Raw genomic sequence first — 18369 nt, forward strand, 5'->3', positions numbered from 1 at the left:
TTTGCTGAGGGGAGTTGGTCGTGCGTAGCGATCGCGATCGTTGGGATTTGGCTACGAGTGTCGGCGCGACGGCCACCATGGTCGCGGCTCAGCGTGCGCTGGCCTCCGAGCGTGCCCTTATCGACGACCCGTTCGCCGCGCCCCTGGTGCGTGCGGCCGGCCTCGACGTCTATGTCCGGCTGGTGAACGGCGAGATTCCCGCCGACGCCGAGGCTGGGTTCGATCCAGACCGGATGGCCCAGGGAATGGCCTGTCGCACAAGGTTTTACGATGATTTCTTCCTGGACGCCGCCCGCAGCGGGATCGCACAGTTCGTGATCCTGGCCTCCGGCCTGGACGCGCGCGCCTACCGGCTGCCGTGGCCGGCCGGCACCGTCGTCTACGAGGTCGACATGCCTGAGGTGATCGACTTCAAGACGCGGACGCTCAGCGAGTTGGGTGCCGAGCCGACCGCAGAACGCCGGACCGTTTCGGTCGACCTGCGCGACGACTGGGCAGCGGCACTGCGCGCGGCGGGTTTCGACGCCCAGGCGCCGGCGGCCTGGAGCGCGGAAGGACTGCTGGTCTACCTGCCCGGCGACGCGCAGGACGCGTTGTTCGACAACATCACCGCGTTGAGCGCGCCCGGTAGCCGGCTGGCTTTCGAGTTCGTACCCGACACCCGGATCTTCGAGGACCGGCGGTGGCGGGAACATTACGACCGGATGGCCGAACTCGGGTTCGAGGTCGATTTCAACGACCTCGTCTACCACGCCGAGCGCAGCCACATCCTCGATCATCTGTCCGGCGAGGGGTGGCAGACGTCGTCGCGCACCGTCAAGGAACTGCAGGATGCCAACGGCTTCGCCTACCCCGACGACGAACTCTCCCAGGCGTTCGCCGACATGACCTACAGCAGCGCGGTGCTGGGGTCGTAGAGCGCTACTGCTGCCCGCGCAGCAGGTCGTCCTTGAGGCGCGTGGTCAGCATGTCCTGGAAGACCGTCTGCGCCGGGGCATACAGATCCCGGAAGGTCGAGAGCAGCGCCTCGCGGTTGTACTCGGGGATCGCGCCGGTGGGCGGCGTCCAGAAGCTGTCGATATCCATCAGGAAGAACTGGCCCGTCCCGGCCGGTGCCACCCGGCGCAGGTGGTAGCTCTGGTCGAGGGCCTGGCCGACCCCCGGCCCGTACCGGACGATCAGCGACCTGCCGGGCTGCGCCTCCCGGAAGACGCCCGCGCCCTGCCATTCGGTGAGCGTCAGCCCGCCGGGAGCCAGCCGCTGCGGCCCCAGCAGGCTTTCGTCGATCCAGTTGGTCCATTCGATGCGGCCGTCGACGCCGGCGGGTACCCGGATCTCCAGGACGTAGCGCAACCCGATGCGCTCGACGCCGACAATCGAGGAAATGCGCGAGCGGGCGTCGACCACGCGCATCGCAACGTCGAGGAACGTGTCGAAATTGGTGTAGGCGGTGGTCTCGACGACGATCGCCTGGTTCTTCAGCGACGCCGCCGTGGTGTTCTCGCGGTTGGAATAGCGCACGAAGCGGTCGGCGACGGGCTGCGGGGGCTGGCCGGGAGCCGTCATACCCCACTGGACGTCCTGTGCCTGGCGCTCGATCGGCAGGTCGGCGAGCAGTTGTTGCTTCAGCTCGCGGCTCGCCGATTCGGTGAGGGTCTCTGCGGCCGGATGACGAATTTCCAGCGTTACCAGGGCTACGGGGGCGTTTGGTTGGGCATCAACGGAAGTCACGTCCGGAAGCATAGCCGCGAGCATAACCGTGCGGGGCGGCATTCGAACGGTGCGCCCAACTTCGCGTCGGCAGCGGGACGTGACCAGCGCCGCGGTGCCCCCAGCAGGGCTCGAACCTGCGACCTGCGGATTAAAAGTCCGTAGCTCTACCAACTGAGCTATAGGGGCGTGGAGACTCAGGATACTGGGTGGCCGGTTGGGCCTCGTTTGAGGATTAGGCCCGGGGTGCCCTAAGCTGACTTGGCTCCCAACGGTGATCTCGTTGCGAGTGCCCCGGAGAGATTCGGTTCTGGCCCCCTTCGTCTAGCGGCCTAGGACGCCGCCCTTTCAAGGCGGTAGCGCGGGTTCGAATCCCGTAGGGGGTACTTGCGACGCGGGTGACCGCGGAGCAGAGCAAGGCCCTGTGGCGCAGTTGGTTAGCGCGCCGCCCTGTCACGGCGGAGGTCGCGGGTTCGAGTCCCGTCAGGGTCGCCAGCACGGCGAGGCACACGCTGCCTGCCGGCTTCCGGCCAGGTAGCTCAGTCGGTACGAGCGTCCGCCTGAAAAGCGGAAGGTCGGCGGTTCGATCCCGCCCCTGGCCACGTCAGAGGTCCAACGCATGAAGATCCACCGCCAGTTCGCCTGGATCCCCCGAAAGGACCTCCTTGCGACCCTGGATCGGTGGCTGAGTAGGCGGTGACGCCCACCCTTGGTGGCGCTCCCCGGTTGTGGTTGTTCGTCGTTCACAGCGTCCCGTCCCGAGAGATCCCGAAGATCCGCCGGAAAGAATCCTCGCCGTAGCTGGTGGCTTCGGGCCTGCCGGCGGTCAACCGGAACGTCCGCGAACCATCGGTACGCCGCTCGGCCCGCAGAAACAGGTCAGTCGGATCCTGACGCGCGTACAGACTGTCCGCGAGGTCGTAGAGGTGGGTCACGAAGAACACCCTGACTCCGCTTTCGACCATGGCGTGCACGATGCCCCGCGCGATCTGAGATCCTTCGAGCTCGTTGGTCGAGGCGAACGACTCGTTGCACAGCAGCAGCGACCCCGGCCCCATGTGCTCGACCATCGCGCTGAGCCGGGCCAATTCCTCCTCGAGCTTGCCGTGCCGCAGGCTGGCATCCTCTTCCCGCTTGAAATGGGTGAAAACACCGTCGCGGACGTTGGCACTGAACGCCGCTGCGGCGACGAACATGCCCGCCTGCATCATCAACTGGGCGACACCCACGCTGCGCAAGAAAGTCGACTTACCGCCTTCATTGGCCCCGGTGATGACGATCAAGTTCTTGCCGTCGGCGTCGACGTCGTTTCCGGTGATTTTCCTCGTGGTGGTCAGACAGAGTGCAACGTCGCGCAGACCCCGGGTGTCGAATTTGACCGTCCCGATCGGTGCTGGTACCGGAACACACAGTGGCACAGACCGTTTCGTCAGCGCATCATGCAGATTCAGGCAGCCGAGGTAGAACGCCAGTTCCAGCCGCAGGCGTCCGAAGAACGTCTGGAAATGTTCGGCTGCCTGGGTGACCACGCTGGCGACGTCGTTGACTGCCTGACCGGCCAGCTTGTCCAGCGCTTGCTCCCCGGCCATGTCCTCCTTGTCGACGACGAATCCGTACCCGTCGCGGGAACCTCCGAGCGGCCTGCCCCACCGATTGCGCTGGGGCGGTTGGTGTAATTCGTGGTGTTCTCCTCGGTTGCCGAGTCCGAGCCGGGCGCTGAGCAACACCCCGCGGGGCAGATTCAATTCGGCCAGGTATTCCTCGAACCGGTCGAGATAGTCGTCGGGCATCAGTTCGGCGAGCATCGCGAAGAACTGCCCGAACCCGGCCGAACGGAACCGACCGGCTGATGCGTCGGCCAGACCACGCAGCCCTCTGAACGTGGTGACGAGCAGTTCCAGGATCCGGACCGAGCGGCGCAGCATCAACGCGGGGTCGCCTGAACTGAGACCGCCGAGAAACACCTTGTGTCGCAGCTCGATTCCTTCAACGGCGGAGGCGATGTCGTACATCTTCTGCACCACACCGCGATTGGCCAGGCAGTCAGCGAGCACCTGTTGGCGGTAGCGGATGACCTCCGGCTCGCTCACGCTCCATGGGACCACCTTCTTGGCGGTTTCCAGCAGAAAGGGATCGCCGGCTGCCATTGCGTCATAGAGTCTGCCCAGCTCCAGGTCTTCTTCGGTGAGAATGCTGAGCCGCCAGGGCAATCGGGCCTTGAGGTCGAAATCCGACTCGGGATGGAGCAGGCGGACTTTCACCGGCCGATCCTCTGTCGCAGGGCCTGGTGGGTGAGTCCGTACTTGTTCGCCAGCGCGGCGGCGTAGGCCAAACCGTCCGCGGGTCGACGGGTGAACTTGAACGTCCGCCGCGCGGGGTCGTCGGGTGCAACCTCGCCCACCATGCTGACGCACGCGCGATCCACGCTGGCCAGCTGATCGAGGAAACTGACATAGACTGCAGTGCAACGTATTCCCACAATGCGCCGAACAACCTTCGTAGCGATCAGCAGAGCATCGTTGAGGGTGGTGGAGGCGAAGCTCTCGTTCAGGATGACCAGACTGGTGGCGGTGGCACTCGACAGGATCTCGTGGATCCGGACCAGTTCGTCCTCGAGTTTGCCGTGCAGGGTCGTCAGGCTCTCCTGTCGTTCGAAGTGCGTGTAGATCGTGTCGGGCACCGTGAACCTGGCATGTACGGCGGGTACCGGGCAGCCGAGGGAGGCAAGATAGGCGCACTGGCCGATGGTCCGGGCGAAGGTGGTCTTGCCGCCCTGATTGGGGCCGGTGATGACCAGCACCCGTTCGGCCTCCGAGAACCGGAAATCGTTTCCCACCAACGGATGATCCGACTTGATCGCCAACGCGAGGTCGACGGCGTCGTCGGCGGCCAGCACCCCCGGCTCGGCGGTGACCTCGGGGTAGCTGAAGCGCAGGCCGGCTGCGGACATGCGACGCACGAAGGTCAGATAGTAGAGATAGAACCGAATTTCGTGGTCGAACCGGATCACGGTGGACTCGGTGAAGCCGGTGTTACGGCGGCAGAATTCCGCAAGCTGTTTGAATGCGTTCGGGTAGAGCTTCGCGACGCACTCGAGGATCTGCCGTTCAACGTGGTTCATGTCGGCCGAGTCCCGATGGGTGACGTGGTAATCGATCGCTTCTTCGGTCGCGAATCGCTCGAATGTCGCCACCGCGTCGGGACTGTAATCGGTTTGGCCGGAATATTTTTCGACGTGCACGCGGCGGTCTTGGATATGCACGGTGTAACGAACGTCATGCAACGCAGCCCGGACCGTCGAGGTATCGGCCAGCAGGCTCTGGAAGGTGTCGCTGTCGACGTATTCGGTTAAGTAGGAACAGAACTCGGACAATCCGCGAGAGGTCGGTGCTACTCGGCCGAGTGCTTGGCGCAGTGTCGCCACGGTTTCGCAGTAAGTCTGCACCGCGTAGATGAACCATCCTTGCCGCTGCAACGGATGTCGGAGTTCCCTCGCCTGCTCACGCCGGTGCCGCATCGTTCGCAGGCCGTTGACGAAATCCGTGATGGGCTGGCGAATGCGCTCGTCCTGCAGATCCCGGAACACCTGATGGCGGTGCTCGATGGCGGCGACATCGGGCAGCGGTTGGCGAAAGTATCGATCGACGTCGTCGGCGTGCCCCGCGTTGATGGCCGTGATGATTTCGTCGAGGTGCAGATCGGAGAGGCAATCGGGCGCCGCGTCTGCTCCCGTTGCGGCATCACCCGCTGGGAACAGGATGCTGAAGCGGGCCATCGAGCCCCCTTCGGTCGTGAGCATTGAGGTCGGTGCGGAACGTGGGCCCGCGTCAGCTCAGTCTACGACCGGCGGCAGCTGCAACTAGCTGGCCAAACCCGACCAGACAGGTCCTTGGGTGACCAGATCGGCGCCACCGGCCCCGGCCCACGTCGACTCCCTCGCCATCGTGGGGATCAAAGGGGCTCCGAAAATGTTGTTCCCGGAGAACACTTCTCCGGGGCAGCAGAACGCGCATAGAGCCGGTTTGAGCGTCGGATAACCGCACGCCGGGCAGACATGGGATGTCATGCGCGCTGCCTCCCTAGTGGACGTCTGTGGAACGAATCGCGTTTACCCCTCCTGAGGGTGTTCAAACCCTTCTGGCGCAACGGTTGCCGGACGAATCAACCGAATCAACATGCGTGTTATAAGCGGCTCGGTTCGGGGAACTCGCGTGTCAGGAGGTGCTCAACAGGAGCGCCGCTGTGCACAGGAGTTGAAATGATCGGAACTATTCTCATGGCCCTGGTTGTCGGCGCCATCATCGGTCTCGTGGCACGGCTGGTGATGCCGGGCCGGCAGAACGTCGGGTTGCTCATGACCGTGCTGCTCGGCGCTGCCGGCGGACTGCTCGGGTCCGTGGTGGCGAGCCAGTTCGGTTACCACAACGCCAATGGCGGAATCGCCTGGATTCCGTTCTTCATCGGTGTGGGTCTGGCCATCGTCTTCATTGCTGTCTACGAAGCCCTGACCGGTCGCCGTACCCGCACCGGCATGTTCCGCTAGTTCAAAAGGCCCCGGCCGCAACTCATTTGCGGTGGGACCGAATGGATGACGAGCGTAACGCTGCGGCGAAAAGTTGAGGGGAAATTTCGCCGCAGCGTTACGCTCGCATCCGTTTCAGCGTCGGTAGGCGGATAGATTCTGCGCCAGCTCCGCGAACAACGCCTGATTCAGGTTGAAGGCGATTTTCACTTCGTCCACCGCGCGACCGATTTCGTCGGTGTCGAGTCCGAGCCGGTCGAGGCGGGCGCGGTAGGCGTCCTTGTACGGCTTCGGCCGCATCGGAAACTCGTAGAACGACAGGCCGGCGCCATCCAGATCGAAGGTGCGGTTGAGGATCTTGCCGATGGCCTGTCCGCCGGACAGATCGCCGAGGTAGCGGGTGTAGTGGTGGGCCACCAGTTCGCCGCCCCACGAGGCGTTGGTCAACCGGTCGCGGTAGGCGCGCGCAGCGGGGGAGTCGACGTCGTGGCCCGCGCCCGGCGCCCAGTACTGCAGGTCCGTGTCGATAGCCTCGAGCCGCTCCAGCGCGGGATCGTAGACGGCAGCCACCAGTGGGTCTTCCCGGTGACTCCGCACCGCCCGCTCCAGGGCTTCGTAGATCATCCGCAACCGCAGCAGGTAGTCGGCGTAACCCTGACGGTTGACGCGGCCGGCGAGCAGTTCGGACACGTAGGGCGAGTGCTCGGCGGCCTCGTGCTCGGCGGTCGAACCTTCCTTCATCGCGACCGAGAAGGGTCGGACGGCCTCGGCGGTGCTGACTGACACGTTCTGCTCCCGGTACTCGGCTACTGCTCCAACGGCTCTGACAACATGTCAAAACGATGCTGACAATCTGTCAGAAACATAACACAGGCCGCACTACGGTGTCGCTCCCAGCGCGCGCAGTACGAATCGCTCAATAGCGGCGGTCGGCAGGTCGCGCGGCGCCAGACAGGCGTGCAGCAACGACATGGTGGCAGCTTCGTCCTCGACCACGAACTGGCTGGAACGAACCCCGTCGGCCAGGATTTCGCGCAACACGTCTTCGATGGCCACCACGTGCTCACGGATGGCGCGCATGGTCTCCTGCGACAGCGCGCCGTAGAGCTGCGGCCCGAGACCCATGTGGAATTGCTCACCCGCACCGAGCTGATGGCGGACGTAGATCCTGAGCCGCTCGGCCGGGTCGTCGACATCGGCCAACTCGGCGCGCAGCCCGTCGATGTAACGGCTTGTCTCGTGCGACGCGAATGCGACGACAACGGCTTCCTTGTCGGCGAAGTGGTGGTAGATCGCGGTGCGCCCGATGTCCGCGGCGGCGGCCAGCTTCGCCATCGTGATCGCGTCGAAACTGTGCTCGGCCATCAACGTGGCGAACGCCTCGAACACACGTCGTTGCACCTGCTCGCGGTGCTCCTCCACCGACGAAGCGCTGATCTTGGGCACACGCGACTCTAACTCCCGCGTGCGCCGCCGAGCGTGTGACGCACTCGCCCGTAGGATGACCAGTGGGCCGCGACCGGGGAGGGTGGATTTGCTCAGACCACGAACCGCGCGCGGTGGCTGGCATCTGATCGTCACCTGCGTGATGGTCGCGCTGACGGCGTGTTCGTCGCACAGCACGTCGGCCAAACCCACCACCAAGCCGGGCTCGCGCGCCGATTCGCTGATCGTCGGCATCGAAGAAGTTCGTCGCATCGCCAACTACGAGGAACTCACCGCGCATGCGCACGCCGACCTGCATCAGCCACCACCGAGCGACCTCAACGCGCCGGCGCCGTGCCGAGCCGCGGGCATCAGCGACGTCACCTTCGGTTCCGGCTGGTCGGAGTTCCGCAGCGCGGGCTACCACGGCATCACCGATGACCTCAAACCAGGCCCGCCCGCATTGATCCAAACGGTCAGCCAGGCCGTAGCGGTGTATCCCGACTCCAGCATGGCGCGCGGTGTCCTGCACCAGCTGGAGACGTCGTTGCAGGCCTGCGCCGACTTGCACGACCCCCGCTACCAATTCACCCTCGACCGGCCCGACGGCGCGACGGTGCGGATCAGCGCCAACGCGTGGAGCCACCTCTACCGGGAGAAGTCCTCGGTGCTGATGTCGGTCGGTGTGGTGGGGCTGGAACCCGCCGCCCAGATCGCACAGGTCATCCTGCAAACGGCGACCGATCGCATCGGTTGAGACCCGCGCGCCGGCTCCCCGTTTCCGGGGTCGCGACCCGCGACAATGAAGCAATGCGTCGAACAGTGCAGTTCCAGCTGATCGTGGCCATCGTGTGCCTGGTGGCCGGGTGCGGTGCGCCATCGTACGGCGCCTCGGTGCGACCGGTGGGCACCACGATTCCGCTCAGCCCTGGCGTGCCTCCGGTGAGTCCCGAGGCGGCCGCGGCCGGACTCGTCGACGTGCGCAGCATCGTGGGCGACGCAGTGATCGATCTGCGATACGCCACCACCGACAACTTCACCCACACGCAGCTGTACCCCCCGGGCGCCCGTTGCCTGGTGCACCACACCATGGCGCCCGGGCTCGAAGCGGCCGCCAATTCGCTGCGCCCAGCCGGGCAACTGCTGGTCTTCTGGGATTGCTACCGGCCGCACGAGGTTCAGGCCAGGTTGTATCAAGCGGTGCCCAACCCGGCGTGGGTGGCCCGTCCCGGCCCGTACGCCACCAGCCATGAGGCCGGACGGTCGGTGGACGTCACCTTCACCACCACCCAGCAACCGTGTCCGACAGTACGGCGGGCGGCGCAGTTCTGCGTGGCTGACATGGGCACCGATTTCGACGACTTCACCGCGCGGGCAACGGCTTTCGCGACCAAAGATGTCAGTCCCACCGCGCAGGTGAACCGGTCCCGGCTGCGGGATGCGATGAAGTACGGTGGGCTGCAGGTGTATTCCGGTGAATGGTGGCACTTCGACGGCCCCGGGGCCGGGGTGCAGCGGCCGATTCTCGATGCCCCGGTCGACTGAACGGACCACTTCATGAACGAGGAACCCCAGGCGATCTACACCCACGGACACCACGAGTCGGTGCTACGCGGACACCGGCGACGTACCGCGGCGGACTCCGCCGGCTACCTGCTGCCGCACTTGCGGCCGGGCCTGTCGCTTCTCGATATCGGCTGTGGCCCAGGCACTATCACCGCAGACCTCGCGCTGCGGGTCGCGCCCGGCGCAGTGACCGCCGTCGAGCAGACCGAACAGGCGCTGGGCCTGGCGCGCACCGAGGTCCAGTCGCGCGGCCTGTGCAACGTGTCGTTCACCACCTCCGACGCGCATGCGCTCGACCTGCCCGACGACGCGTTCGACGTCGTGCATGCCCACCAGGTGCTGCAGCACGTCGCGGACCCGGTGCAGGCGCTGCGCGAGATGAAGCGGGTGTGCGCACCGGGTGGGATCGTCGCCGCTCGGGACGCCGACTACGCCGGGTTCATCTGGTACCCGCGTCTGGCGCCGCTGGACCGCTGGCTGGACCTGTACACACGCGCCGCCCGCGCCAATGGCGGCGAACCGGATGCGGGCCGCCACCTGCTGTCCTGGGCTCGCCAAGCCGGCTTTGACGACATCACGCCGACCGGCAGCCTGTGGTGCTACGCAACCGACGAAGCTCGGCGCTGGTGGGGTGGCATGTGGGCCGATCGGATTCTGCACTCGGATCTCGCCCGGCAGCTGGTCGAGTCAGGCCTGGCCGTCAGCGCCGAGCTCGACGAGATATCGGCGACCTGGCGGGCGTGGGCCGCGCACCCGGATGGCTGGTTCGCCATCCCCAACGGGGAAATACTGTGCCGCGCATGATGGTGCGCGGACTGCTCAGCGAGACAGGATCGCGTTGCGGGTGAAATCGGCGGCTTGGTTGGCCATGCCGTTGTCCCGATAGGTGCTGTGCGCGGCGCGGTCCCGGCCGCCGGGGAAGCACACCGGATCGCCGTCCGCGCACAGTTGCAGCGTTTTGGCCGTGTACAGCGGACCGATCGCGATCGGCGGAGCGCTGCGGTCCACAATGCTCAAGAATCCGTCCGACGGGGCCGCGAACAGTACGACCGCGGCGACCTTGGACGCGACGGCGGGCGGCATCGGCCCGGTCCCGTCGGGCAGCGCCACGCCGTCCGGGACGGAGTCGGCCGTGGTGTATGCGGCGACGGCCGCACCCTGGGAGTAACCGCCGAGCACGATCTTGGTGTTCGGGCAATTCGCGGCCGTGGTCTCGACCTTGCTGCTCGCGTCGGCAACACCGTCGACCGCCCTGGCGAAGTCCAGCGACGCGGGATAGTTGACCGGGTCGACGGCGACGTTCTTGCCCACCAGCCGAGCGTTGAGGGCATCGACGAACGCCTGTCCAGTAGCGCCGACGCCGGGAGCCTCGAAGGTCCCGCGCGCGAACACCACACTGACATCGGGACATCCCGGATCAGCGCCGGCGCGGGCCGGCTCGCCGAGCGGCGACATGAGTGCGGCTACGGCGCCGACGATCACGGCCAGCCTGGGTGCCATCCGCCGAAGGGAAGGGTTTCCGGTGCGGCGCAAAGTCAGCTCTTTTCCGTTGATTTGGGGGCTCCGCCGATACGAACTCGCGTCGGGAGCAGTTTGTTCCGCGCCCGTGATTTCCGGGGCGATGTGCTGAGCGTAAAACACAGGTTGAATTGGCGCTGCCGGCAGCGGCCCGCGGCCGGGGCGCGCCATAGCTGCGCTCGAAGCGCATTTCCGCACTTGATCGGCGATGACAGGCGCCGCCGGGACCGGACTTCGGCCCCGCCGCGATGTGCTGATGTTCACACATCCGCAGCCGCGGAATCGCTGGCTCGGTGCGGCGAGCGGACAACTCCGAGCCGACCACCCTGCTGGGCCCGAATAGCCGGGGCCGTGTGGCCCCAGACGCTGCTGGCGCGGCACCGTTTCAGCAGGTCAACACTATGGTATTGGCATTCTCTTTTTTTGCAAGTACGTTATTCACCGATGGATAACGCAGCCCACACCCCATCAGGCATACCGCTGGCCCCGGTGTATGGCCCGCAGGACCGCGGCACCGAGCCCCCGCCTCCGGGTGAGTTCCCGTTCACCCGGGGTAACTTCGCGTCCGGATACCGCGGCAAACTGTGGACTTTCCGGCAGTACTCCGGTTTCGGCACCGCTGAGGAATCCAATCGTCGCTACCGCTACCTGCTGGACCAGGGCGGTACCGGTCTCTCGGTCGCGCTCGACCTGCCGACTCAGTGTGGCTATGACTCCGACGATCCTGATTTCGGTGAGGAAGTGGGCCGGGTCGGGGTCGCGGTCGACACCCTCGCCGACTTCGAGATCCTGTTCGACGGGATCCCGCTGGACAAGCTGAGCACCAGCATGACGATCAACGGCACGGCGGCGATTCTGCTGGCCTTCTACGTTGCGGCCGCGGAGAAGAAAGGCATACCGCGCGCCAAGCTCACCGGCACCATCCAGAACGACATCCTCAAGGAATACGCCTCGCGGGGAACTTGGATCTGGCCGCCGGAGCCGTCGCTGCGGCTGATCGCCGACACCATCGAGTTCTGCGCGGCCGAAGTCCCGCGTTTCAACGCGATCTCAGTGGCCGGCGCCCACTTCCGTGACGCCGGCGCCACCGCGGTACAGGAGATGGCCTTCACCCTTGCCGACGGGGTCACCTACTGCGACACCGTGGTGGAGCGCGGCCGGATGAGTATCGACGAATTCGCGCCGCAGATCTCGTTCTTCTTCTACACCCACGGCGACTTCTTCGAAGAGGTCGCGAAATACCGTGCGGGACGCCGACGTTGGGCCACGATCGTGCGGGAGCGGTACGGGTCGACAAAGGACAAGGCGTCGATGTTCCGGTTCGGCTGTGTCTGCGGCGGTGCGTCGTTGTACGGTCCGCAAGCCCAGAACAACGTGGTGCGGGTGGCCTACGAGGCGATGGCGGCGGTCCTGGGCGGTGTCCAGTCCATGTTCACCGCGGCCTGGGACGAACCCTTCGCGCTGCCCTCCGAGGACTCCACCACGCTGGCCCTGCGCACCCAGCAGATCCTCGCCTACGAGACCGGCGTCGCGCAGGTCGCCGACCCACTGGGTGGCTCCTACTTCGTCGAAGCACTCACCGACGCCACCGAGACCCGCATCATCGAAATCATGGCCGACCTCGAACAGCACGGCGGCATGGTCAGCGCGATCGAGGACGGCTACCTGCAGGGGCTGATCGCCGACGAGGCTTACCGGATACATCAGGACATCGAGAGTGGCGCCAAACCGGTGGTGGGGGTCAACCGATTCGTCTCCGAGGAACCCGAACCCGATATCGACACCTACGAACTCGACGCCGAGGGCCGCGACCTGCAGCTCAAGCGGCTGGCCCAGGTGAAAGCCGAAAGAGACAGCGGCGCAGTGGAATCCACCCTGGCTGCGCTGGCCCGCGGCGCCGAAGGAGACGACAACCTGATGCACCGGCTGATCGACTGCGCCAACGCCTACTGCACGGTCGGTGAGATGGTCGCCACGCTCAAGGCGGTCTGGGGCGAATTCCAGCAGCCGGTGGTGTTCTAGATGGCCGCCCGCATACTGGTCGCCAAACCCGGTCTGGACGGACACGATCGTGGCGCCAAGATCGTCGCCCGTACCCTGCGCGACGCCGGCTTCGAGGTCATCTACACCGGTATCCGGCAGCGCATCGAGGACATCGCGTCGATCGCGGTTCAGGAAGACGTCGCCGTCGTCGGCTTGAGCATCCTGTCCGGAGCCCACCTGACGCTGACCGCCCGAACGATCGCAGCGCTGCGCGCCGCCGATGCGGCTGACATCGCGGTCGTGGTCGGTGGAACCATCCCGAACGCCGACGTGCCCAAGTTGCTGGAAGCCGGTGCCGCAGCGGTGTTTCCGACCGGCACACCGCTGGACGCGTTGGTGCGCGAGATTCGCACGCTGACCGGAACACCCGAACCGGCTGCCCAGACAGCACAGGAGGAACCGTGCGTGTCGGAGTGATGATCGGCGCCGAGCGTGGCGACATGTCCCGCAAGGTGACCAAGCTGGTCGCCGACATCGAATGGGCCGAATCGGCGGGTCTGGACACGGCCTGGATGCCGCAGGTTCCCGACGACTTCGACTGCTTGACCATGGTGTCGCTGATGGCCGCCCACAGCTCACGCATCGAGCTGGGGACGGCGGTGGTGCCGCTGCAAGCTCAACATCCCATTGCTCTTGCCCGTCAGGCACTCTCGATACACGCGGTGGCCGGGGGGAGGCTGGCGCTGGGTGTCGGACCGTCGCACCACTGGATCATCCGGGACATGCTCGGGCTGCCCTACGAGAAGCCGGCCGCCTACACCCGCGACTATCTCGAGGTACTCAACGCCGCCGTCGCCGGACCGGGACCGGTTGACGTACAGAACGATTCGTTCACAGTGCACAACCCGCTGGCGATCGGAGCCGATACCCCGATGCCGGTGCTGGTCGCCGCACTGGGTCCGGTGATGCTGCAACTGGCCGGTGAGCATGCCGACGGCACCGTGTTGTGGATGGCCGACGAGCGTGCGATCGGTGACCACATCGCACCGAAGATCACCAAGGCCGCCGTGGATGCCGGCCGCCCTGCGCCGCGGATCATCGCGGGTATCCCGGTATGTCTTTGTGCGGCATCCGAAGTCGACACGGCCCGGGAACGGGCCAACCGCATCCTGGGGGAAGCTGAAGTCTCGCCCAACTATCAGCGGCTACTCGAACGCGGTGATGCCCGCGACGTCGGTGACCTGTGCGCGGCCGGCGACCCCGAGCAAATTCTCTCCCGGATGCGGGGATTCGCCGACGCCGGGGTGACGGATCTGTCGGTGCGGCTGCTGCCGATCGGTGACACCCGCGAGGAACTCATTGCTTCCAAGCGACGCACGCGGGAGATGATCGCCGAACTCGCCCGGGAGTTGCGGTGAGCAGTGCCGGTCCGCTGGCCGGCATTCGGATACTCGAGGTCGGCACCATGTTGGCCGGACCGTACGCCACCATGTTGCTGGCCGACCTGGGCGCCGACGTCACCAAGATCGAGCCGCGCGGCGGGGAGATTTCCCGTGGGGTCTCCGACAGCTATTTCGCCAGCCTCAACCGCAACAAGTCCAGCATTTGTCTGGACCTCAATTCGCAAGGCGGACAACAACGCTTAGGCGAACTGGTTGCCGACGCCCACGCGCTGCTGGTGAATCTGAAGCCGTCGGCGATCCGGCGGCTGGGATTGACCTACGAGACGCTACGGCAGCACAACGAAAAGATCGTCTGCGTGGCCATCACCGGATTCGGACTCGACGGCGGAGACGACCCGGCCTTCGACTACGTGGTGCAGGCCGGAGTCGGTATCGCCGCGCTGACCGGCGATCCGCAAGGCCCACCGACCCTGCCGGGATATTCTTCGGCGGACAATTCCACCGGCATGACCGCTGCGCTCGGACTATTGGCCAAGATCATCTCGGGCAGCGGTGGTCAGGTGGACGTGTCGTTGCGCGATGTGATGTTCTCGCAGCTGAACTATCACGCTGCCGCCTACCTCAATGACGGTGTCGTTCCCCAGCGCCGGCCCTACGGTGCGCACTCGTATTATGTTCCCGCACAGCTCTTCCCGACTTCCGATGGGTTCCTGGCACTGTTCATCACCCACGACGGTTTCTGGAAATCCTTTGCCTCCGAGGCAGGTATCGGCGGCTTCGAGACGATGGCCGAGCGGGTATCCCGGCGCGACGAGGTGCTGGCGGTCGTGACGGCGATGCTGGCGACCGACACTGCCGTCAGCTGGGAGCAGCGGCTGCGTCCCCTCGGGGTGCCGGCCGCGGCGGTGCGGACGCTGCCCGAAGCGCTGGAAGCGACACCGGAAGTTGTTGTCCAGGCTGGAGATTCGCGCTTGGTGGGCAGTCCGATTCGGGTGTCCGGTTACGAACCGGACTACCGGCCGCCGCCGAAGCTGAACAGTTCTCGACCGTAACCGCGCGTCGCGCTGGTCACGGAATATCGCCTGAGCGCCGTTCGCAAGCCTCCTTGGGATAGTCCAATCGATGTGCGGCGACATCAACGGCGCCCTCGCCACCTATCCAACAAGAACCGGCGAACCACCGCTGGGTCAGCACCAGCTGATCGGGCGTCTCCTGGCCGGGGTGTGTGTGCTGCCATTCGGTGACCACCGACGGCAGATGCGGCATTCGCGCGCCGAGCACATAGGTCAGCCCGGCGGCGGCCGGCGCGGTCTGGTTGCCCTCCGAGATCATCCGGCGTCGGCGACCACGGTGACATCGGCGAGCTGATGGGCCTTCTTGAACGCGGTGATGACCGGCAGCATGGACGCGGTCTCGGCCTTGTTGCCCTCGAAGGCCTCCACCATCAGCGGCAGCCCACAGGCGTCGGTGAGCAGCCCGAGAGTGATTTGCGCTCCAGCCGGCGTTCCTTGGAGAACCCGGGTTCGCGGAACCCGTCGCCGGCATCGGTCTCGAAATACAAAGTGCTGACATCGAAAAACTCCAGGCTGGCCGGGCCGAGCTGCGCGTGGGCGGCGCAGGCGACTGAAAGTGCTTGCCGGAAGCCGGGTTTGGCGAATACCGGCAGGCGGCGTTTCAGTGTCGATACGACACCGCGGTGATGCCGGCTTCCTCGATCACCCGCGGGGAGTCAGCCTTGCTGGTGGGCTCGATGATCCGGGCCAACACCAACTGGCGGAACACCTCGTCACCGCCGGCGGCCTCCTCGAAACCTAGCATGTCATAGACATCGGACAGCGCCGACCACAGATGATGGGCCCGAGAGGACGTGATCGGCAACGGCTCGGCGTCCACGCCGGAGTCCAGTCCCAGATCGAGCTGGTCCTGGCCTCCGGCGATCCGCTACGCTCCAGCGGCTTCAGCGCCGCGACACCGACCTCGTCATGGGCAGATCCGAGGTGCTCGATGTTGCGGGAACCGCGCCGGTTGGACCACACGATCTGCACCGCAGTCACCCCCGAGGCGGTCTTCACCGTGCGGACATGGGCCACCCGGGCAGCTTACGACCCACGACTAGTGCTCAAATTCCTACTCCCCGCCACCCAAAACAACAGGTCACAGGCCTACATCGTCGTAACCGCCGCGATAGTGATAAAAGTCAGGTTTGAGAAGCTTCAGAACTACAACAGTTCAAGGATCGCGGCTGTAGCGGCAATGACCGTCATGCTTACCATTCGAGTTGCGGCCCCCGCGAGTGTTAACTCCACGGCGACGGTGAAGGCGAAGACCACGCAGCGCATGAACGGCCCGAACCCGAACTTCGGCCAGGACTGAACTTCACACCACGGGCATGTTATTTCAGCTTCGATATGTCGAACGGCGGCTGGGATGACCTATACAAGACATCTGACGGACACTTCGTTCCTGACGTCGACATAGAGACCCACACTTTGAACACGTTGGGCCCGGATTGCGGTAATGGTGGGGGTGCGCCCGCCCCAGCTCGGGCGCCCGCAGCTGCTCCGGCGGGTGACAAGGGGGACAGGTGCCTACCTCGACTCGTAATCAATGGCCAATAATCCGACCGGCGCCGCTTAGTGCGAGTTGTTTGTCGAGGACTCGCCACGTTCAGTGCCACAGGTGATTTCTGAGGCGTAGCGTCTCAACAGTCAGAAGGCGGTTTCGAAATCGGAGGTTCACGTGGCCAGACAGAGTTGGAAAGAGTACTTGGCCGAGCAACGCGCGCGGCGGGAGAGGGCTAGCGGACTGAATGTGTTCGGCCAGCGGGCGGATGCAGTGGCCGCTCACCTCGCCCAAATCCCCTCAATTATTCGCGGCAACTGTCCTGTCTGCTACCACGACGTAAATGCACAAGTGCAGAAACAGTTCATGCGAACCACCGTTGCATGCGGGTGCGGGCACACCGTATCGATGAGTTCCTGGCAACAACAGAACAACTACTGACCTCAATCGGCGGAAACTGGCCGGGCTCGGCGAAGCCGCGCCGGCACCGTTTCACGGTGCCGCTAGGTGACGCGCGGAACGTTGACGACGCCGCCAAAGACGCGCAACCACCGCTTCCACGGTCCCTGCCGAGAGTCGTTGCGGTTGTTCTGGCGTGTTCCCGCTGAATTTGTCCAACTGGTTTTAGTGTCCTGTGGCCTGATATCGGGCCGCGGGACGATGAAATCGTGCGCAAGTTACGCCGTGCGGATGATCCTGCCGCAGAAGATAAGACCGGCGAGGAGATCGCCACCGAACTCGGCGTCTCGCCGGCCACTCTGTACAACTGGCGTCGCGCCTACGGCGGCGGGGTGGACACCGACGCCGGCAAGGAACTCAAGAGATGCGCGAGCAGAACGCCCGCCTCAAGCGGCTGCTGGCCGAGGCCGAGCTGGAGAAGGACGCCCGGGAGGGTCGCGAAGGACGCTCCTACAGATGTCAAGTGCTGAGTTGGGCGTAAACGGCGCGCAGGGTGTGGAAGATTTCGCGGGCGAGGTAGCGCTTTGGCAGCGGATAATTTCGGGCATGGATAGGCCCTCGGTGGTGCGACGGTCGGCGTAGGCGCGGCTGCGTGGGTCATAGCGCTGCCGGACGACTGCGGCAGAATGTAGGGCGCTGTTGGCGGCTCGGTCGCCGCCGCGGTGCAGTCGGTGTCAGTGGGTTTTGCCCGAGGATGCCGCATACGGTGGTTGCGGTGTCTGCACGCGTGTTCTGCATTGCGAATGCAAAGATTGCGGCAAAGGATGCGGCGAGCCGGTTCATCGCTAATTTTCAAGGCGATCGCAGCCGCCGCGCAGAAGTCGGGGCCCTTCATCTACGCGCCTCATCAACGTCGGATTGAGCAACTCCTGTAGAAGCTGAGCGCGGCAGCTAGTCCGACGGGTTGTGGTCGGTGATCACCTCGAGCAATCGCGGTATCGGCGGCGGATCGAGTTGCAGCGCACTGGACATGGTCAGCTTGGCAGTGCTCATGCCCTGCAATATGGCCGGCAGGTCGTCACCCTCGATCTCGTACAGCGCGACGTACGGCCCGTCACCGTCGATCGGGCGTAACCGGCGTGCCGAGATGATGCCGTCGAGCGCCACGAGTTCGCCCAGGTGCACCTCGTCGTACCAGGTGTTGTACTCCTGCTCGCGGTCCGGCGCACTGGGGTAGGTCTCGACGTAGATGATCCCTCTGGCCATGTGCCGCCTCCCTGG

The 18369-nt window shown here is 65.3% G+C and carries 17 protein-coding genes, 4 tRNA genes and 2 pseudogenes; 14 read left to right on the forward strand and 9 right to left on the reverse strand.

Annotated features, from left to right (window positions below; all coding sequences use genetic code 11):
* Positions 1 to 77: 77 nt before the first annotated feature.
* Positions 78 to 917, forward strand: coding sequence for an SAM-dependent methyltransferase (locus tag ACZYZ9_RS22440; RefSeq protein WP_463828510.1), 840 nt, complete (start codon positions 78 to 80; stop codon positions 915 to 917).
* Positions 918 to 921: 4 nt separating this feature from the next.
* On the opposite strand, the gene ACZYZ9_RS22445 is transcribed toward ACZYZ9_RS22440, so the two are convergent.
* On the reverse strand, positions 922 to 1743 hold the full coding sequence (locus tag ACZYZ9_RS22445) for a TIGR04255 family protein (protein ID WP_463828480.1): 822 nt from the start codon (positions 1741 to 1743) through the stop codon (positions 922 to 924).
* An 83-nt stretch (positions 1744 to 1826) separates the two neighbouring features.
* A tRNA-Lys gene (locus ACZYZ9_RS22450) sits at positions 1827 to 1899 on the reverse strand.
* Positions 1900 to 2023: 124 nt separating this feature from the next.
* Here ACZYZ9_RS22450 and ACZYZ9_RS22455 point away from each other — a divergent pair.
* The 3 genes from ACZYZ9_RS22455 (at position 2024) to ACZYZ9_RS22465 (ending at position 2312) form a co-directional block, all read left to right on the forward strand.
* Positions 2024 to 2096: transfer RNA gene (locus tag ACZYZ9_RS22455), tRNA-Glu, on the forward strand.
* A gap of 32 nt (positions 2097 to 2128) precedes the next feature.
* Positions 2129 to 2205: transfer RNA gene (locus ACZYZ9_RS22460), tRNA-Asp, on the forward strand.
* Between the two features lie 33 nt (positions 2206 to 2238).
* Positions 2239 to 2312, forward strand: a tRNA-Phe gene (locus ACZYZ9_RS22465).
* A 141-nt stretch (positions 2313 to 2453) separates the two neighbouring features.
* On the opposite strand, the gene ACZYZ9_RS22470 is transcribed toward ACZYZ9_RS22465, so the two are convergent.
* Positions 2454 to 3971, reverse strand: a complete 1518-nt coding sequence (locus ACZYZ9_RS22470; protein ID WP_463828481.1) for a MutS-related protein — start codon at positions 3969 to 3971, stop codon at positions 2454 to 2456.
* Positions 3968 to 5485 (reverse strand): MutS-related protein, encoded by a 1518-nt coding sequence (locus ACZYZ9_RS22475; protein ID WP_463828482.1) that lies wholly within the window; start codon positions 5483 to 5485, stop codon positions 3968 to 3970. Before ACZYZ9_RS22475 ends, ACZYZ9_RS22470 begins: the two co-directional genes overlap by 4 nt.
* Before the next feature lie 483 nt (positions 5486 to 5968).
* On the opposite strand from ACZYZ9_RS22475, the gene ACZYZ9_RS22480 reads away from it, so the two are divergent.
* On the forward strand, positions 5969 to 6253 hold the full coding sequence (locus ACZYZ9_RS22480; RefSeq protein WP_463828483.1) for a GlsB/YeaQ/YmgE family stress response membrane protein: 285 nt from the start codon (positions 5969 to 5971) through the stop codon (positions 6251 to 6253).
* A gap of 114 nt (positions 6254 to 6367) precedes the next feature.
* On the opposite strand, the gene ACZYZ9_RS22485 is transcribed toward ACZYZ9_RS22480, so the two are convergent.
* Together ACZYZ9_RS22485 and ACZYZ9_RS22490 are read right to left on the reverse strand one after the other, a co-directional pair.
* Positions 6368 to 7018, reverse strand: coding sequence for a biliverdin-producing heme oxygenase (locus ACZYZ9_RS22485; protein WP_463828484.1), 651 nt, complete (start codon positions 7016 to 7018; stop codon positions 6368 to 6370).
* Between the two features lie 93 nt (positions 7019 to 7111).
* Positions 7112 to 7678, reverse strand: a complete 567-nt coding sequence (locus tag ACZYZ9_RS22490; protein ID WP_463828485.1) for a TetR/AcrR family transcriptional regulator — start codon at positions 7676 to 7678, stop codon at positions 7112 to 7114.
* Between the two features lie 142 nt (positions 7679 to 7820).
* Here ACZYZ9_RS22490 and ACZYZ9_RS22495 point away from each other — a divergent pair, with 142 nt between their 5' ends.
* The 3 genes from ACZYZ9_RS22495 to ACZYZ9_RS22505 are packed head-to-tail and all read left to right on the forward strand — an operon-like array spanning position 7821 to position 10027.
* Positions 7821 to 8414 carry a sensor domain-containing protein gene (locus ACZYZ9_RS22495; RefSeq protein WP_463828511.1) on the forward strand — a complete coding sequence of 198 codons (594 nt, stop codon included), beginning with the start codon at positions 7821 to 7823 and terminating at the stop codon, positions 8412 to 8414.
* A gap of 53 nt (positions 8415 to 8467) precedes the next feature.
* The gene (locus ACZYZ9_RS22500; RefSeq protein ID WP_463828486.1) at positions 8468 to 9202 is read left to right on the forward strand and encodes a M15 family metallopeptidase; all 735 of its coding nucleotides are present in this window, start codon (positions 8468 to 8470) and stop codon (positions 9200 to 9202) included.
* 12 nt (positions 9203 to 9214) lie between these two features.
* On the forward strand, positions 9215 to 10027 hold the full coding sequence (locus ACZYZ9_RS22505; RefSeq protein WP_463828487.1) for a class I SAM-dependent methyltransferase: 813 nt from the start codon (positions 9215 to 9217) through the stop codon (positions 10025 to 10027).
* A gap of 15 nt (positions 10028 to 10042) precedes the next feature.
* On the opposite strand, the gene ACZYZ9_RS22510 is transcribed toward ACZYZ9_RS22505, so the two are convergent.
* A complete protein-coding gene (locus ACZYZ9_RS22510; protein ID WP_463828488.1) occupies positions 10043 to 10723 on the reverse strand; it encodes a cutinase family protein in 681 nt (226 codons plus the stop codon).
* A gap of 462 nt (positions 10724 to 11185) precedes the next feature.
* Between ACZYZ9_RS22510 and ACZYZ9_RS22515 the strand changes: the two genes are divergently transcribed.
* From ACZYZ9_RS22515 to ACZYZ9_RS22530, 4 genes are read left to right on the forward strand one after another with little or no spacing between them, the layout of a single operon-like run.
* Positions 11186 to 12763: a methylmalonyl-CoA mutase family protein gene (locus ACZYZ9_RS22515; protein WP_463828489.1), complete on the forward strand. Its 1578-nt coding sequence runs from the start codon at positions 11186 to 11188 to the stop codon at positions 12761 to 12763.
* Positions 12764 to 13201: a cobalamin-dependent protein gene (locus ACZYZ9_RS22520; RefSeq protein WP_463828490.1), complete on the forward strand. Its 438-nt coding sequence runs from the start codon at positions 12764 to 12766 to the stop codon at positions 13199 to 13201.
* Positions 13186 to 14142 carry an LLM class F420-dependent oxidoreductase gene (locus ACZYZ9_RS22525; RefSeq protein ID WP_463828491.1) on the forward strand — a complete coding sequence of 319 codons (957 nt, stop codon included), beginning with the start codon at positions 13186 to 13188 and terminating at the stop codon, positions 14140 to 14142. Before ACZYZ9_RS22520 ends, ACZYZ9_RS22525 begins: the two co-directional genes overlap by 16 nt.
* Positions 14139 to 15179, forward strand: coding sequence for a CaiB/BaiF CoA transferase family protein (locus tag ACZYZ9_RS22530; protein ID WP_463828492.1), 1041 nt, complete (start codon positions 14139 to 14141; stop codon positions 15177 to 15179). Before ACZYZ9_RS22525 ends, ACZYZ9_RS22530 begins: the two co-directional genes overlap by 4 nt.
* A gap of 112 nt (positions 15180 to 15291) precedes the next feature.
* On the opposite strand, the pseudogene ACZYZ9_RS22535 reads toward ACZYZ9_RS22530, so the two are convergent.
* Positions 15292 to 16217 (reverse strand): annotated as a pseudogene (locus tag ACZYZ9_RS22535) (IS1634 family transposase); the annotation flags it as partial.
* Between ACZYZ9_RS22535 and ACZYZ9_RS22540 the strand changes: the two are divergent.
* Together ACZYZ9_RS22540 and ACZYZ9_RS22545 are read left to right on the forward strand one after the other, a co-directional pair.
* Positions 16132 to 16500: a hypothetical protein gene (locus ACZYZ9_RS22540; RefSeq protein ID WP_463828514.1), complete on the forward strand. Its 369-nt coding sequence runs from the start codon at positions 16132 to 16134 to the stop codon at positions 16498 to 16500. The pseudogene ACZYZ9_RS22535 and the gene ACZYZ9_RS22540 sit on opposite strands and share 86 nt — an antisense overlap.
* Positions 16501 to 17357: 857 nt before the next feature.
* Positions 17358 to 17474: pseudogene (locus ACZYZ9_RS22545) on the forward strand (helix-turn-helix domain-containing protein); the annotation flags it as partial.
* A gap of 565 nt (positions 17475 to 18039) precedes the next feature.
* Here ACZYZ9_RS22545 and ACZYZ9_RS22550 read toward each other — a convergent pair.
* On the reverse strand, positions 18040 to 18354 hold the full coding sequence (locus ACZYZ9_RS22550) for a hypothetical protein (protein WP_463828493.1): 315 nt from the start codon (positions 18352 to 18354) through the stop codon (positions 18040 to 18042).
* Positions 18355 to 18369 lie beyond the last annotated feature (15 nt).

The organism is Mycobacterium sp. IDUB_28, from assembly GCF_055419285.1.